The sequence below is a fragment of the Pseudomonas sp. P5_A12 genome (assembly GCF_056400685.1).
Window position 1 is genome coordinate 1 of the sequence record NZ_JBFUKU010000122.1, and the last position, 15,708, is coordinate 15,708.

Sequence of the window (15,708 nt, forward strand, 5' to 3'; positions counted from 1 at the left end):
TCGAGAAACAGCCCGCAGCTGCTCAGGGTAAATTGAGTAAAACGCTGCGGGTCGGCATTGAAGGCTTCGCGCATGCTGAAATCCTGCATGGCTTGGCGGTGATCATTCAGCGCTTGCCAGGCGGGCAGAGCGGTCACGTCGTTAGGGGTGCGGTAGTACGCCATCGCTGCGGGTTTCCTTGTGCAAGTATTGCTACATAACGCGAGTGCACCCCGCCGCGCTTTTCATGCCGCGGCCGGGCAGGGCAACCTGTTAACGGGCGCCTATTGAAGCGGCAATTTTCTCTGCCACCATAATGATCGGTGCGTTGATATTGGCCGTCGGAACGCGCGGAAGGATTGAGCCATCGACCACCCGCAGGCGACTCACTCCATGTACACAACCCTGGCTGTCGGTGACGGCCATGTCGTCCACGCCCATGCGGCAAGTACTGGTGGGGTGGTGTTCGGTGTTGGCCACTTGGCGCAACCACGCGGTCAGTTCGTTGTCCGTTGCGTTGAGGCCAGGCGTGTCCACTGACTCGCCGCGATAGCGCGACCAGGCCGGTTGCTCGACCATTTGCAGGGTTTTGCGAATGCCTTGGACCATCTGTGTAACGTCCCGCTCATCGGTCAGGTAGTTGAAGCGAATCACCGGTTTGTGACGTGGGTCGGCCGAACGCAGCGTGATATTGCCGCGACTGTGCGGACGCATCTGACTGACGAAGTATTGGAAGCCATCGGCGATGTGCACCTTGCCGGACTGAAAGTCCGCCAGGAAGGGCAGGAATTCATGCTGCATGTTGAAGTAATCGACATCGTCGCTGCTCTTGAAGAATGAACCCACTTCGAAGAACGGCGTTGCCCCAAGGCCTGTCTTGAACAGCGACCATTGCACTCCAAGCTTCAACCGTCCCAGGGTATTCAGTTCTTTGCAGATGGACACACCTGCGGGTGAACGAAAGCGTAATGGCGCGACCACATGATCCTGCAAGTCGGCGCCGACACCGGGCAGGTGCATGCGGGATATCACGCCATGGGTGGCAAGCTCATCGCGGTTGCCAATACCTGACAGCATCAGCAGGTGAGGCGAGCCAATGGTGCCGGCGCAGAGCACGACTTCACGGGCAGCATGGATGACTTTCTGTTCTCCCTTGTGCTGGACTGTGACGCCACTGGCGACACTGCCGTTCAGGTTCACGCGTTTGACCAGGCAATTGGTCAGGACCGTCAGGTTCGGCCGGCGAATGGCCGGTTTCAAATAAGCCAGGCTGGTGCTGCAGCGCACGCCATTGCGGATGGTGGCTTGCGTGACGTGCACGCCTTCCTGATTGCCGCTGTTGTAGTCACCGGCGTCGTCCAGGCCGAATTGCTGGCCTGCGTCCAGAAACGATTGATACAGCGGGTGGTCAGCCTTGCTGCGCACCACGGTGATCGGGCCGTCCGCACCGCGCGTGGGGTCAACGCCATTTTCGAAACTTTCCATCTTGCGGAAGAACGGCAGGCAATCGGCAAAGTCCCAGCCCTCGACACCCAGCGTGCGCCAATGGTCATAATCCTTTTCGCTGCCTCGGACATAGACCATTCCGTTGATCGATGAACTGCCGCCGAGGCAGCGGCCGCGTGCCTGGCCGATCACGCGGTCATGCAGTTCGGGCTCGGGTTCGCTCTCGAACTTCCAGTTGAATACATCGCTTTCAATTGGAAACGTCAAGGCAGCGGGCATCTTGATAAAAATGCTTTTGTCGCTGGGGCCGGCCTCAATCAGGCAGACCGTGACGGCGGAGTCCTCAGTCAGGCGGCTGGCCAGGACACAGCCTGCCGATCCTGCACCGACGATGACGTAATCGAATTCGTTAACCTTATTGACCATCTTGAGTAACCCGGTAAAGACATGTTTGGCTGAAACAGCCCCTTGAAAACCGGGGCCGCCTTGAATCGAGGTGTCAGGCTTTGCGCGCGTCAGAAAGAGCGCTGCGCACCGCGGACGACGTTTGGTCTGGTGACGCATTGGCGCGACTGTCGTTCTCGACCACGTACTTGGACAGCGTCTTCCACGTGTTGCTGCCGCTGCGTTTGAGGTGCACCAGGCGCCACAAGCCGAGAACCATCAGCACGACGAAAGCGATCGGTGCATAACCCACCGGAGGCTCCGGCAGCGGCACGAGCGAGTAGTAAAGAACGGTGAACAGCGCGATGGTCGAGATGATCGGGAAGACGATATGCACGATGACATTCAAGTCCTTGCGCATGACGGTAGTGAAGAAGCGCGCGACACCAATGTTCCCCATGAAGTAAACGAACACGTAAATGATGGTCGCCAGTGTCGCCAGCATGAAGAAGGCTTGGTCGGGTTGCATGAAACTGCCTCCAACCAGCCCGACGATCAACGCCAGAATCGTTTGGGTCAGGATCGCCGTGTGCGGAGTGCGGTGCACGGGATGAACTTTTTTCAACCAGCCAGGAATCGCTTCCGCGCGGGCCATGGCGTACCAGTTGCGCGTCGAGTCTACGGTGCAGGCGATGCACACCGCGATCCCGGAGTTAAGCAGTGCCAGAAGAATAAGAATCCAGCCATTGCCCCACAGCCGATGAGCGACAGCGAATGCAGGGCTGTCCTTGGAGTCGGCCAGCGTATCAAGGTGCGCAATGCCCCAGCCGGTCTGAATGCCCCAGGCGCAGAACACGTAATAGACGCCTAGCAGAATCAGCGACCCGATGATGGCTTGCGGGATGACTTTGCGCGGATTGCGCGCTTCTTCAGCTACAGCCGCCGCGCCTTCCCAACCCGTGAACGCGAAAATCGACAACACCACCGCCAGGAAAAACCCGTGGGAACTGGTGCTGTTGGCGGGATTGAACCCCTCCAGCGACACTCCGCCTTCACCCGGAGACATCAACCCGCCCACCGCCAGCGCAGCGATGATCAACATTTCCACCACCGACAGCACAGTCAGCATCTTTCCAGAAGTCTTGATGCCCTTGTAGGCGATGAAGCCCACGATCAGCAAGATGGCGCCCGCGATGTACTGCCACGGAATATTTATTCCGTAGTTCTTGCTGATTTCAGTTTGCAAAACGTACCCGGTGAAGGCGGCCAGTCCACCCGGAATCAGCGCCACAATCCAGGAATAGAGCCAACCAACCATGAAGCCAGCGCTCGGGCCGACCGTGGCGCTGACGTAGGTGTAGAAACCGCCTGCGGAGGGAAAGTGCTTGCCCAATTGCGCGAGGGACACGGCAACAATTAAGCCAATGATAAAGGCCGCGATATACGCCGAAGGTGCGCCGAGACCCGCTTGCTGGGTATTGAACGCAATGGTCGTCAGCACACCGACTGCGGGGGCGATCTGGGCAATACTTTGCATCAGCACCGTGACCAGGCCGACAGAGTTACTTTGCAAACCGGTGGCCGGCACCGCGTGGGGGTGATCGTCGTTCATCGATATCTCCTCATCTTATTGTGGTACGAGGAGCGGTAGTGCGCACCGGGCCTCTGAGGTTACGAGTATCGATGCACGATAACGTGCAGTCAATACCCCATATCGCGTATTTTTAAGGCGGGTTGCGCATGACTGCTCGCGTTAATAGGTTAAATATGTGCATTGACTGCGCGATATCGTGCATATAGCATTAAAAAACACGCACATTGACCTCGGAGTTTCCTGATGCCTTTTCCTGCCAGTCCTTATGAACTCGACATTAACGACCAGATTGCCGCTCTGGACGATCAGTTGGCTTACAAGTTGCCCGCTGCCCTTGCTGAATTGGACCTGGCAGCCTACGACCGAATCATTCTCACGGGCATGGGGTCTTCCGATTACACCGCACTGCCGATTGAACGCGACCTTGCTGCGCGTGGCTATCCGGTCTGGCGCATCGACGCGGGCCGTTTGCTGGATTTCCCACAGCTGATTACTTCCAGCACTCTTTTATGGGCGACTTCGCAGTCGGGCATGAGCGGCGAAATTGTCACGCTACTGTCGCAGTTGACCGGGGCGAAACGGCCGAAGACCATCATTGGCGTCACCAACGCTGAAAGCAGTACGTTGGCCCAGGTTTGCGATATTTTGGTGGCGCTCAAATCCGGGAGTGAGGCTACTGTCAGTTCGAAAAGCTACGTCAACACTCTGGTAGCGCAATACCGTATCTCTCTGGCGTTGCGGGGCGAAAGTGAAACGCAGTTACTGGAAACGCTGAGCGTTTTTCGGGAGCATATGGCGAGCCTGATCAAAAACCGTCAGGGCGTTCAACAGCTGACCGACGAAGCCTTCGACAATGCCGAGCCACGCATTGCGTTGGTGGGTATTGGTGCTGACGGTGCCACGGCGATGACGGGCGCGTTGATTCTCAAGGAAGCGTGCAAAGTCATGGCCGAGGGGTATCTGGGTGGAGAGTTTCGCCACGGACCACTGGAAACCTCGGGCCCCGGAATGATCGCGTTACTGATCGGCGACGGTACTGACAGCACTCTTGAAACCCTCGCTCAGGACCTGCTCACCAACGGTACGACAGTGGTGACGATCGGACCAAAGGCTTACGCTCAGAGCCAACTGTTGGCCACTGGCGGGCATGAGGAAATTATCCGCCTTATCGCCGGGATTCTTTATGTCCAGCACTTTACAGTGACCTTCGCGAGAGCCCGGGGACTGGTGCCAGGCGAATTTCTCTATGGCAATAAAATCACGGTGAAACTATGAGTGGGGCAGGTGATGGAGGCGTTCGGGCCGGTGTTGACATCGGCGGCACCGGCATTCGCGTGGTCGTCCTCGAGGATCGTCGTGAAATCGCTGCTGTCACGCTGCCCACGTCGTCTTTCGAACGCTTCGAGCGTCAGCATCGAGCGTTGGAACTGGCTCGTAGCATCCGTGCACTCGTCCCGGACGACAAAACGCTGTTGTCGTTGGGGATCGGTGCCAGCGGGCCGGTAGATACCGTTGCGGGGGTCATTGAAAACCCCTGCACGCTACCGACCTTCTCCGCTTTGCCACTGGTTGCTCAGTTGTCGGCGCAACTTCAGGTGCCGGTCCGTATCGACAATGATGCGGTAACTGCCGCCCTGGGGGAGTTTCATCTCGGGGCCGGTATTGCCAGCCGCAGAATGCTCGCCGTCACGCTCGGGACGGGTGTTGGCGTGGCGTTGCTAATCGATGGCCAGCCATTGCGGACGGCAACCGGTGCGCACCCGGAGGGCGGGCATATTCCTGTCGGCTACACGGACACGCCTTGCTACTGTGGCTTGTCTGGTTGCTGGGAAACCCTGGCTTCACGCACTTGGTTGCAGGCAGAGCTGGCGCGACTCTTACCCGAGGTCGCCTATGAACAACATGATCTGGATTTCTATCGTGACCTCTGCCGGCGCGATTCCCGAATTGCCCGGCTGTTTGAACGATACGGACATCAGGTCGGTCGGGGACTTGGTGCGTTGATGTCGCTCTACGGGCCTGATCTAACCGTGCTGAGCGGCAGTGCGGCGCAGCTTTTTCCGTTATATGAAGACGCGGTTCAGGTTTCGTTGAGGCGTTCAAAAGGTTTCGAATTGAGCACACGTATTGTGGTTTCAGCGTTGGGTGATGGAGCGGGCGCCATCGGCGCGGCACTGCTTTCCTAATGGTCAGGTACTTTGCGTTCAAGGGGTGAAATAGCTACTCTTTGCACGCAATCGTGCAATTCCTTTCAGTAGATGAGCAAATAATGACAGCGTCCGAACGGCGGCTCCAGATCGTGGAACTCATTAAAGAACGTGGCTACTTCAATGCCGCAGAGTTATCCGAAATGTTCTCGGTCGACAGTTCCACCATCCGCCGGGACCTGTCATTCCTGGAGAACAACGGCAAACTGATTCGTACCCACGGCGGCGTGCTCCCTTCCCAGGACGCCCATCAAGGCGATACGCCGTACAACGTACGGCGCAACATGCATGAACAAGGTAAAGCCGCTATTGCCCTGGCCGCGCTGGACTATATCGAGGACGGTCAATCTATCATTCTCGACAATGGTTCAACGGTGTTTCAGTTAGCGCTGGCCTTGAAGGCGCGCAAGAACATTACGGTCATTACCAATGATTTGATGATCGCAATGCAACTCTCCCAACACCCGAGCATTACGTTGCATGTCGCGGGTGGCATGATGCTCAACAACGTCTTCACGTTGGTGGGGCCCGACACCGTTCAGAAGTTCGAAAACATCCACACCGATTGGGCTTTCCTGGGGGCCGAAGGCGTGCACCCCGAAAGTGGTATCACCAACATCAACACGGTCGAAATTCCGATCAAGCAAGCGATGATTGCCTCTGCGAATCAGACCATCGTCTTGGCCGACAGCTCGAAGCTCGGATACAAAGCTTTTTCACATGTTTGCAGCCTCGATGCCATCACCAAAGTCATTACGGATGATCAGCACATCATCAAGCATCGGCAGACTTATGCCGACAAGCTTGAGGTTGTATCCGTCCGCTAGGTCACGGGTGGAATGACCTCCTGGCAGATTATCTAAACCTGACGCAGAAAATGCCAAGGGCAGGCGAAGGCGTTGTTTCAAAATGGTGTGCAGTAAAAAGCCCCGCCCCCTTTGGGGGGGCGGGGCTTTATGCATTTCAGTGTCTCGTCCTGAAACTAGAGTTCATTGCACCTAGCGAACGCCCGCACCCGCCATGGATTCAGGCACCCACTGCGCCGTCGATAGCGCCTCGGTATAGTGAATACCGCCATGAGGGCCGACCACGCCATTGATGTTGTAGGTGCCGCGCGACAGATCGTATGTCATGAACGGGGTGGCATCCGGGACCTGCTCGTCATAGCTCTGGCTGAGAAACGCGAAGGAGCCTCGGAAAAGCTGGCCACTTGTGTCGTACTGATCGGAAGCCACTGCGGCCCAGGTGTCTTCGTCCAGGTAAAAGCGGCGTTTCTGGTAGATGTGCGTTGCACCGGCCTTGAGGTTGCCCTCGACGACGTAGACGCGGTGTTTTTCCCAGCGTACGAAGTCCGGGGAAATGAAGTTTGGGGTGGTCAGCGACTTGGCATCCCGGGCATAGGTCAGTTTGTAGGTGTTATAGGGCACGATCATTTCTTGCTTGCCCACCAGCGTCCAGTCGTACAGTTCGAGTGCACGGGCGGTACCGGGGTTCGGAGTGTCGTAGGCCAGGATAGAAATCTGTTTGACCCGGCGCTGGGCCGGCATGTACTGCCAGGCACGGCCAGGACGCTGCAGCGGGTTGGTGGCGTTCTTGAGCATGATCGACTCGCCGGCGCGCCGCGCAGGTCCGGTATAGGCCAGTTTCAACTGGTAGTAGAGGTCGGAGTTGCTGATGGGCTTCGTCAGGTTCTCGTAAATCGGGAAGGAGACGAATGCCTCGCCGGTGACCGCCAGGCTCGCCACACCCGCCGAGTCGACGTTCCAGGAGTCGTACTTGGAACGGATGTTGACGCCCTGATAGCGCAGCAGGAAATTCCACATCGCCTCGGCACCCGATTTCGGGATTGGGAACGGCACGCCGGGCAATACATTGTCGAAGGCTATTCCGCCGTTTAGGGACGTGGCGCCAGTGGCGTTCTTGCGGCTGTTTTCCAGTACCGCCTGCGGCAGCGAGGCGGTGCGGTGGGTCGGGTACACGTCGATGCGGTATTCGGGGTGGCGCTTGGCCAATTCGACGGTGGTGGCCGTCAGCATGCCTTTGTACTGCTCAACGTTCTTGCCATTGATCACCAGCAGTGGTTTCTCGCCCGCATAGGGATCCGGGCGCATGCTGTCACCGGCCTTGAAACTGGCTGGGGCAGTGGTCAGACCGCCGCTATAAGGCGGGATGGAACCATCGGCATTACCGGCCTTTTCCGCGCCTACCATTGTCAGGCTGGTACCCAGTTGGGCGGCTTCCTGACTCGATACATAGGCCTGTGCATCGATGGCCAGGGCCATGAGCAGAGAAGTAGACAGTAAACTTTTCACGAATTTCATATTGTTGTTCTCCTGCCTGGCGTACCAGGCAACTCGTGACGCAGGTGCGCCTTGTGAGCGACCAGACTGGCTCAATCGCCAGATGCTTTTTTATAGCTCCCATTAAAAAGCCCCCGAATCGGGGGCGCATGTCATTTGACGACATTCGCTTGGCTTTTCATGACAGAGCCAACATGTTCCGCGGGCATGGCGGCTGTGATTGGTTCAGTCAGGGCCGGCAGCGCCTTGTCGGTCATGACCGGCACAGCACCCACCTGCACAAATCTTCTAAACGTGCTTTTCCAAAGCGCGGTAATTTGGTCGTCCACACAGTTCAAAGCTGAATCATTACCTCTGGAGCCTTGCGTGGATAAACGCAACTGGATTGAGCTGTCCCAGGATGCCGATACCGGGATTGAATCGATTCGTGCCCATTTTCAGGGACATGCCTACGATCCGCACTGGCATGACAGTTATCTGGTGGGGGTCACCGAGCAGGGCGTGCAGCAGTTCAATTGCCGGCGCGTTCGCCACCTCAGTACGCCGGGCAAAGTATTCATGCTGGAGCCTGGAGAGATTCACGATGGACATGCGCCGACCGAGGAGGGGTTTACCTATTCCATGCTCTACCTCGATCCGCACTGGCTGGAACGGGAGTTGCTCGCGTTGTTTGAACACGCGCCGACCAACAGTCAACCGGGTTTTTCCGACACCCTGAGCCAGGATCCGGGCCTGGCCACTGCCATTTATCGAGCCTTCCATGCGCTTCATGAGAGTGACTTGCGCATCGTGCGCCAGAGTGCCATCGACGCCTTGTTGGGTTCGCTCACTTGCCACCTTGATTGGCGCAAGCGTCAAACCTTTGATCCACGCCTGCCGTTGGTGGCCCAGGTTGCGCGTGACTATCTGCATACCCATGCCTACGAGGACATCGGACTGGATGATCTGGCCCAGGCCTGTGGCGTTGATCGCTTTCGTCTGACGCGAGCCTTCAAGGCTGCCTTTGGGCTGGCGCCTCATGCTTATTTGATCCAGCTGCGACTGGCCAAGGCACGGCAGCTGCTGGCGCGGGGCGAGTCGCCGGCACAGGTGGCCAGTGCTCTCGGGTTCGCCGATCAAAGCCATATGGGGCGCTGGTTTCGCCGTGCCTACCAGCTCACACCCGCGGATTACCGCAAGCGCTGCTCAAACCTTCCAGACTGAATCCCGCTGACACGCGACCATGGTTTCCTGTTTGATCAAGGAGTCCATGCCATGTCCTTTTCGCTGTTCTTTTCTGCCCCTTCGATGCGCCTTCAGGGAGTCTGAGCCATGGAATCGTTGCTGCCGTTCCTGCTGTTTGCGTTCGTTGCCTCGATTACCCCGGGACCGACCAATATTCTGGTGTTGAGTCACAGTTCGCGGTGGGGGCTGGGTGCCACACTGCCCATCATTTTTGGCGCATGCGCGGCGGCGGCACTGATTGTGTTTGCAGTCGGGCTCGGCGTGGGCGAAACGCTGCTTCGGTTTCCCCGTGTGCAGCAGGCAATGGCCTGGGCCGGTGTGCTTTGGTTGAGTTGGCTGGCCTGGCAGATCTTTCAAAGCGCACCGCCATCCCTGGACCCGGCTACCTCACGCGACGAGGGTCTCAGCGTGGTCGGCGCGGCCACCCTGCAATTGGTCAACCCCAAGGTCTGGATGATGGCGGTGGCAGTGGTGAGCGTATTTGTCGGTGGCGGCGACAAGACCCTGCGGCTGGTGGTGTTGTCGCTGGTGTTTCTGTTGGTCTCCTTGCCGTGCATGACCCTGTGGGCGGTGCTCGGCGTGGGCAGTGCTCGGGTTTTTGGTTCGCCACAGGCGTTCAAACGCATGAACCATGCACTGGCTTTTTTGCTACTGGTGTCGGCCTGGTTGACCGTTTTGATGTAGATCGAGCATTGCCTGGACTGGGTGCTTTAATCAGCCGCTGGACCTTGACGCGCTATTGTTAGATACAGCCATCAGCAGCCTTGGAATAAGGGAAAGCCTGTTGGGCACAGAGCCCCGCTCCGAGTCAGAGGAAGCCTGGATGCATCAAGCCCATCTGCGCGGCGAACCAAGAATCTGCTGCTACGCTCAGGTCATCCGCAGTAGTCGCGATATCAATCTCAAGCCCGCGTCCTTTCTGCTTTCAATATCAGTGGAAACAACTAGCCCTCCAAGACTCGGCGGTCGCTCATTGAGTGGCTGAAATAGTACAAGGGAGAAGGAGGCCAGCGTTGTGGTTGAATAACCTGCGGCGCGAGCCCGGAGCAATCGATATGAGTCTTGCCGGAAAGTCGGTCCTGTTTGTTTACTACACCTACAGCCAGCAGACGCGGCTGGTGGTCGAGGTCATGGCAGATGCTCTGCGCGAACGAGGCTGCGAGGTGCGACTGGCCAGGCTAGAGTTCACGGACCCCCAGTACGCGGGCCGGTTCTCCAGCTTTCCTCTGCGCCATGCGTACCGCGACATTTTCGGCATGGTCCTGCCGCAACTGCGGGGTGTGACCGGCCAGATTGTTATCCCGGACGAAGCTCGCGACAGCCACTACGATCTGGTCTGCATCGCATCGCCGACCTGGTGGCTGCACCCCTGCATGCCGATTCGATCATTTCTCGAATCCGACCTCGCCGGGACACTGCTTTCCGGAAAGCCCTTTGCCGCCGTTGCAGTGGCCCACCGCTATTGGCGTGACGACTTGAAAATCCTGAAACAGCTCGGTGTCAAACGTGGCGGCCAATACGTGGATGGCAGCCACTTCACGGCTGGCGGTGGTCCAGTTGATTCGATGCTGGCGCTGTTCAGCTTTCTCTCGATGGGTGTCACCAAGGATCGCTACCTGGGAATCAAGATTCCGCCAGCCACTCTGCCGCCCAGCTATGTCGGGCAGGCGCAGGCATTCGCGAATGGTCTGGTAGATCGGATCGCCGAGGCGAGCATCGTATGATCACCCCGAATGCCAGAAGAAGATGGCGACGCATTTGGTTGTCATTGAAACTTTCGGCAGCTGTTGGACTTGCGTGAACATTTCCATTCAGGCGTCTGTGCTGTTTGCATCGGCCGGTTGAATCCATCGCCCAAAGCTGCCTGTCAGGACCGAGACCCTTGACGCTCTGGATGTCATGGATGAGTGACAGCCTCCATTCCGTCGCCCCGCGTGCCCATCAGGCTTTTGGCGGCTACAATGCGCACCTCGACCGTGATAACCAGATAAAAAATATGTCTCTGCCCAAACATCACCTGGAACTGCTCAGCCCCGCCCGTGACGTCAGCATCGCTCGCGAAGCCATCCTGCATGGCGCCGACGCCGTGTACATCGGTGGCCCGAGCTTCGGCGCCCGCCACAACGCCTGCAACGAAGTCAGCGATATTGCCCGACTCGTGGAGTTCGCCCGTCGCTACCACGCCCGAGTGTTCACCACGATCAACACGATTCTGCATGACAACGAACTGGAGCCGGCGCGCAAGCTGATCCATCAGCTGTACGATGCTGGTGTCGACGCGTTGATCGTTCAGGATCTGGGCGTGATGGAGCTGGATATCCCGCCGATCGAGCTGCACGCCAGCACCCAGACCGACATCCGCACACTGGCGCGGGCAAAGTTTCTGGACCAGGCGGGTTTCTCCCAACTGGTACTGGCTCGCGAGCTGAATCTGCAAGAGATTCGCGCCATCGCCGACGAGACCGATGCGGCGATCGAGTTCTTCATCCACGGCGCGTTGTGTGTGGCGTTCTCCGGGCAGTGCAATATTTCCCACGCACAGAACGGTCGTAGCGCCAACCGTGGCGATTGCTCCCAGGCCTGTCGATTGCCTTATACCCTCAAGGACGACCAGGGCCGGGTAGTCGCCTACGAAAAACACCTGCTGTCGATGAAAGACAACAACCAGAGCGCCAACATCCGCGCGTTGGTCGAAGCGGGCGTTCGTTCGTTCAAGATCGAAGGGCGCTACAAGGACATGGGCTATGTGAAGAACATCACGGCCTATTACCGTCAGCGTCTGGACGACGTGCTTGAAGATCGTCCGGATCTGGCTCGGGCATCCAGCGGCCGCACCGCACACTTCTTCGTGCCCGACCCGGACAAGACCTTCCACCGTGGCAGCACCGACTATTTCGTCAGTGAGCGCAAGATCGACATTGGCGCCTTCGACTCACCGACCTTTACGGGCTTGTCGGTGGGCGTGGTGGAGAAGGTGGGCAAGCGTGATTTGCAGGTGGTGACCTTCGAACCGCTGTCCAATGGCGACGGCCTGAACGTGCAGATCAAGCGCGAGGTGGTGGGCTTTCGCGCCAACATCGCCGAGCCCAAGGGTGAATTCCTCGAAGAGGGCCAGAAGCGCTATCGTTACCGTGTCGAACCCAACGAGATGCCGGATGGGATGTTCAAGTTGCGGCCCAACCATCCACTGAGCCGCAACCTTGACCATAACTGGCAGCAAGCCTTGCAGAAGACCTCTGCCGAGCGTCGTATTGGTTTGAGTTGGGTTGCGCATCTTGACGAGCAGCGCCTGCAATTGACCGCCACGAGCGAGGAGGGCGTCAGCGCCAGCTTGTCTCTGGACGGTCCGTTCGGCCTGGCCAACAAGCCGGAGCAGGCATTGGAGCAACTGCGCGATCTGCTCGGTCAACTGGGCACCACGGACTATCACGCCACCGCCATTGAGCTGGATGCACCCCAGGCGTTCTTCGTTCCCAACTCGCAGCTCAAAGCCTTGCGCCGCGAAGTGATTGACGCGTTGACCGTGGCCCGTCTGCTCGCCCATCCAAGAGGTCATCGCAAGGCCGAAACCAATCCGCCGCCGGTGTATCCGGAGTCGCACTTGTCCTTCCTGGCCAACGTCTACAACCAGAAGGCCCGGGACTTTTATCACCGTCATGGCGTCAAGCTGATTGACGCAGCATTTGAAGCCCATGAAGAAACCGGGGAAGTGCCGGTGATGATCACCAAGCACTGCCTGCGTTTCTCCTTCAATCTCTGCCCCAAGCAAGCCAAAGGCGTCACCGGTGTACGCACCAAGGTCGCGCCGATGCAACTGGTGCACGGTGACGAAGTGCTGACGCTGAAGTTCGACTGCAAACCTTGCGAAATGCACGTCATCGGCAAGATCAAGGGCCACATCCTTGACCTGCCGCTGCCGGGCAGTGTCTCGGAGCCGGTCGTGGGTTATATCAGTCCCGAAGACCTGCTGAAGACGATTCCTCGCGCGCCGCATTGAGTGACAGGCGAGTACGCCGCATCGAGCGGTGGGTGTACTCGCCTGGGCTTACCTGCTGACTGTCGCCATAAAGAAACTACCTAGAGCACTAAGGTGATCGCCGTACGCCAAGGGGTTCGGCTCAATATCTCACCATAGAGGCTCCGGGTTAGGCTGAAGGCAACGAATTGGCGGAGCAGGTTATGCGATTGTTTGAACTGATGACTTTTACGGTGCGTGTGCGAACGGTTGCAGAAGCACTGGTCCGAATCGAGGCAGCGCTGGCCAAGCCCGGTGTGGGGGGGGCGCTGATGGGGTGCTGGGCGTCGGAAATCGGCCAGCTGAATCAAATTGCCGTGCTGCGCGGTTATGCCGACGAAGGACAGCGGCAAGCGGAGCGCGAGCGCTTTCTGTTGGAGGGCGAAGCGTTCGGTATCAACGCCTTTATCACCGACCTGCGAATCGAAAATTACAACTTGTTCCCGTTCCTCAATCCCTTGAGCGCCGGAAAACACGGGCCGTATTACGAAATGCGCGTGTACGACCTGATCAGCTCCGGGTTGCAACCGACACTCGATGGCTGGAGCAAGGCCGTGGAGCCGCGTACCGCCGAGCCGTATTCGCCGGTGTATGCGGCGTTTTATGCTACCGACGGTGCCTTGCCGCGCTACCTGCACATTTGGCCGTGGTCAACCCTGGAGCAGCGCCTGCAAGTGCGGACTCAAGCCGTGGCAGACGGTGTCTGGCCACCCGAGAACTCCGGTCCGCAACTGCGTGACATGCGTTCGACGATTTACCTGCCTGCGGCCTTTTCGCCATTGCAATGAGGGTGTGAAGGCGCAGTAATTGGTGCCTGCACCGGGAACTTCAGGGGGATGGCCAGGTCAGTACGGCGCTGTATTGGAGATGCCGAGCAGCGATGGTGCCTGTTTTACCGCAGCGCCATCTGAGATCAGCCGAGTGCGCCCCTGATGCCAAACAAGAATTTTCTGCCGGGTCTTATCCTGGCGTTCTGCGCCGTCGCGTCGCTTGGCTCGGTTGCTGCCGAGCGAAGAGCGGCTTCGCAAAGTAACAGCGCATCGACCACCCTGATCGAAACCGCCTCGCGGCAGTATGAAAATGGCCAGTTGGACCAGGCCGCTGCCACGCTGGAGCGTGCCCTGCATATCCAGCCGAACAATCCCGCAACGCTGCATTACCTCGGTGTGTTGCGTCTTCAGCAGGGGCAGTACCAGCAGGCTGAAACGTTGGCGGCGCGCTCGAACATGCGGGTGGGTCGCAACGTCGAGTTACGCAACCGCAACCTCCAATTGATCCAGGCGGCGCAGCAGGCCAACGCCTCGGGTACCTCACCCAACGCCAGGGAGGACCGGGTCGCAGTACAGAAAGGCCTCGTAGAGGAGGCCCAAAGGCGCCGCGAAGCAGAGTTGCAAGTGGCTTCCATCAAGCCAGAGCCCACATACGATGAGGTTGAAATTCCCCGTGGCCATTGGCCGCCTCCGGGTAAATGCCGCATCTGGTTTCCCGATCGTCCGCCCGGGCAACAGCCTGCCCCCGGCAAGTGCAAGAAACTGCGATATCGGGTTCCGATAGGCGCTTACCTGGTGCGCGGTTCAATTTCTTAATGGCCATCTGGCGCTAGTCGGCCAAGTGTACTCACACAACCTTGGACTTTAGTGACCTCGACTACCAGATAGTGTTGCTTCGGTTTCGTTGTGACTCAAATGCGCTCAATCAATCAACTAAAAAGTTATGAGCTAATAACCTTTGGCTTATAGATTTTCGTCAAGTCAGATAGTTGATTTGGTATATGGGTGTACTTATATCTTTAGAATAATTTGTGATTAGTCACGGGTGCTTTTATGTCTTTATGATCTGTCCCACAACTACTCGTGAGACAGGAGGTAGCTCGATGGCCATTCAAATCAAACCCGTCGCTGGTCGAATTGGCGCGCAACTGGAAGGCGTGAAACTGGGTGAGCACATCAGTGCTGAAGATTTCGATTTTATTAATCAGGCACTGTTGAAATATAAAGTGCTGTTCTTTCGCAACCAACATCTGGATGACGCCGAGCACGAAGCTTTTTCCCGGCGCTTCGGTGATCAGGTGCCGCATCCGACCGTGCGTTCTGCGGAACAAAGCGCCGCCATTCTGCACCTGGACGCCAAGGAAACCCGCGCCAATTCCTGGCATACCGATGTCACTTTTGTTGCCAACTACCCGAAAATATCCATCTTGCGCGGTGTGGTTATTCCACCTTATGGCGGCGATACCGTGTGGGCCAATACTGCGGCGGCCTATGCCGACTTGCCCGAGCCATTAAAACAACTGGCCGATAATCTACGCGCGTTGCACACCAACTTATATGACTATGCGACGCCGCGTAATACCAATGAGGCGGGGCTCAAACGTTACCGCGAACAGTTTACCGCTGAAGTCTACGAGACCGAACATCCCTTAGTGCGGGTGCACCCGGAGTCAGGTGAAAGAAGTTTGTTGTTGGGGCACTTTGTCAAACAGATACAGGGAGTAAGCAATAGCGATTCGAAACAACTGATTCGCCTGTTCCACGACCGTATTACCCATGTCGACAACAC

13 protein-coding genes are annotated in these 15,708 nt (G+C 57.7%); 10 read left to right on the top strand and 3 right to left on the bottom strand.

Annotation, left to right across the window (positions count from 1 at the left end; all coding sequences use genetic code 11):
• Positions 1 to 252: 252 nt before the first annotated feature.
• Complete coding sequence (locus AC1DSG_RS17105; protein ID WP_477791944.1) at positions 253 to 1,851, bottom strand: choline dehydrogenase; 1,599 nt, start codon at positions 1,849 to 1,851, stop codon at positions 253 to 255.
• Between the two features lie 73 nt (positions 1,852 to 1,924).
• On the bottom strand, positions 1,925 to 3,421 hold the full coding sequence (locus AC1DSG_RS17110; protein ID WP_477791945.1) for an APC family permease: 1,497 nt from the start codon (positions 3,419 to 3,421) through the stop codon (positions 1,925 to 1,927).
• A gap of 225 nt (positions 3,422 to 3,646) precedes the next feature.
• Here AC1DSG_RS17110 and AC1DSG_RS17115 point away from each other — a divergent pair, with 225 nt between their 5' ends.
• The 3 genes from AC1DSG_RS17115 to AC1DSG_RS17125 all read left to right on the top strand — a co-directional run bounded on the left by AC1DSG_RS17115 (position 3,647) and on the right by AC1DSG_RS17125 (position 6,437).
• Entirely contained in the window at positions 3,647 to 4,678 is a 1,032-nt protein-coding gene (locus tag AC1DSG_RS17115) for an SIS domain-containing protein (RefSeq protein ID WP_477791946.1), read from the top strand.
• The gene (locus AC1DSG_RS17120; protein WP_477791947.1) at positions 4,675 to 5,589 is read left to right on the top strand and encodes an ROK family protein; all 915 of its coding nucleotides are present in this window, start codon (positions 4,675 to 4,677) and stop codon (positions 5,587 to 5,589) included. Before AC1DSG_RS17115 ends, AC1DSG_RS17120 begins: the two co-directional genes overlap by 4 nt.
• An 83-nt stretch (positions 5,590 to 5,672) precedes the next feature.
• Positions 5,673 to 6,437: a DeoR/GlpR family DNA-binding transcription regulator gene (locus AC1DSG_RS17125; RefSeq protein WP_477791948.1), complete on the top strand. Its 765-nt coding sequence runs from the start codon at positions 5,673 to 5,675 to the stop codon at positions 6,435 to 6,437.
• A 171-nt stretch (positions 6,438 to 6,608) separates the two neighbouring features.
• Here AC1DSG_RS17125 and AC1DSG_RS17130 read toward each other — a convergent pair whose 3' ends face one another.
• On the bottom strand, positions 6,609 to 7,931 hold the full coding sequence (locus AC1DSG_RS17130) for a DUF1329 domain-containing protein (protein ID WP_477791949.1): 1,323 nt from the start codon (positions 7,929 to 7,931) through the stop codon (positions 6,609 to 6,611).
• Positions 7,932 to 8,276: 345 nt separating this feature from the next.
• Here AC1DSG_RS17130 and AC1DSG_RS17135 point away from each other — a divergent pair, with 345 nt between their 5' ends.
• The 7 genes from AC1DSG_RS17135 to AC1DSG_RS17165 form a co-directional block, all read left to right on the top strand.
• On the top strand, positions 8,277 to 9,113 hold the full coding sequence (locus AC1DSG_RS17135) for an AraC family ligand binding domain-containing protein (RefSeq protein ID WP_477791950.1): 837 nt from the start codon (positions 8,277 to 8,279) through the stop codon (positions 9,111 to 9,113).
• Positions 9,114 to 9,221: 108 nt separating this feature from the next.
• Positions 9,222 to 9,818, top strand: a complete 597-nt coding sequence (locus AC1DSG_RS17140) for a LysE family translocator (protein ID WP_477791951.1) — start codon at positions 9,222 to 9,224, stop codon at positions 9,816 to 9,818.
• A gap of 329 nt (positions 9,819 to 10,147) precedes the next feature.
• Positions 10,148 to 10,858: a flavodoxin family protein gene (locus AC1DSG_RS17145; RefSeq protein WP_477791952.1), complete on the top strand. Its 711-nt coding sequence runs from the start codon at positions 10,148 to 10,150 to the stop codon at positions 10,856 to 10,858.
• Between the two features lie 272 nt (positions 10,859 to 11,130).
• Complete coding sequence (locus AC1DSG_RS17150) at positions 11,131 to 13,131, top strand: peptidase U32 family protein (RefSeq protein ID WP_477791956.1); 2,001 nt, start codon at positions 11,131 to 11,133, stop codon at positions 13,129 to 13,131.
• Between the two features lie 182 nt (positions 13,132 to 13,313).
• Complete coding sequence (locus AC1DSG_RS17155; protein ID WP_477791953.1) at positions 13,314 to 13,937, top strand: NIPSNAP family protein; 624 nt, start codon at positions 13,314 to 13,316, stop codon at positions 13,935 to 13,937.
• Between the two features lie 144 nt (positions 13,938 to 14,081).
• The gene (locus AC1DSG_RS17160; protein ID WP_477791954.1) at positions 14,082 to 14,735 is read left to right on the top strand and encodes a tetratricopeptide repeat protein; all 654 of its coding nucleotides are present in this window, start codon (positions 14,082 to 14,084) and stop codon (positions 14,733 to 14,735) included.
• A 287-nt stretch (positions 14,736 to 15,022) separates the two neighbouring features.
• Positions 15,023 to 15,708, top strand: a 686-nt coding sequence (locus AC1DSG_RS17165) for a TauD/TfdA dioxygenase family protein (RefSeq protein ID WP_477791955.1), incomplete at its 3' end; no start/stop codon positions are given.

What these genes read in the sequence shown, in the direction of transcription:
- AC1DSG_RS17130 (WP_477791949.1), bottom strand. Translation starts at nt 7,931, where the DNA reads ATGAAATTCGTGAAAAGTTTACTGTCTACTTCTCTGCTCATGGCCCTG.
- AC1DSG_RS17115 (WP_477791946.1), top strand. Translation starts at nt 3,647, where the DNA reads ATGCCTTTTCCTGCCAGTCCTTATGAACTCGACATTAACGACCAGATT.
- AC1DSG_RS17160 (WP_477791954.1), top strand. Translation starts at nt 14,082, where the DNA reads ATGCCAAACAAGAATTTTCTGCCGGGTCTTATCCTGGCGTTCTGCGCC.
- AC1DSG_RS17150 (WP_477791956.1), top strand. Translation starts at nt 11,131, where the DNA reads ATGTCTCTGCCCAAACATCACCTGGAACTGCTCAGCCCCGCCCGTGAC.
- AC1DSG_RS17105 (WP_477791944.1), bottom strand. Translation starts at nt 1,851, where the DNA reads ATGGTCAATAAGGTTAACGAATTCGATTACGTCATCGTCGGTGCAGGA.
- AC1DSG_RS17140 (WP_477791951.1), top strand. Translation starts at nt 9,222, where the DNA reads ATGGAATCGTTGCTGCCGTTCCTGCTGTTTGCGTTCGTTGCCTCGATT.
- AC1DSG_RS17120 (WP_477791947.1), top strand. Translation starts at nt 4,675, where the DNA reads ATGAGTGGGGCAGGTGATGGAGGCGTTCGGGCCGGTGTTGACATCGGC.
- AC1DSG_RS17110 (WP_477791945.1), bottom strand. Translation starts at nt 3,421, where the DNA reads ATGAACGACGATCACCCCCACGCGGTGCCGGCCACCGGTTTGCAAAGT.
- AC1DSG_RS17155 (WP_477791953.1), top strand. Translation starts at nt 13,314, where the DNA reads ATGCGATTGTTTGAACTGATGACTTTTACGGTGCGTGTGCGAACGGTT.
- AC1DSG_RS17125 (WP_477791948.1), top strand. Translation starts at nt 5,673, where the DNA reads ATGACAGCGTCCGAACGGCGGCTCCAGATCGTGGAACTCATTAAAGAA.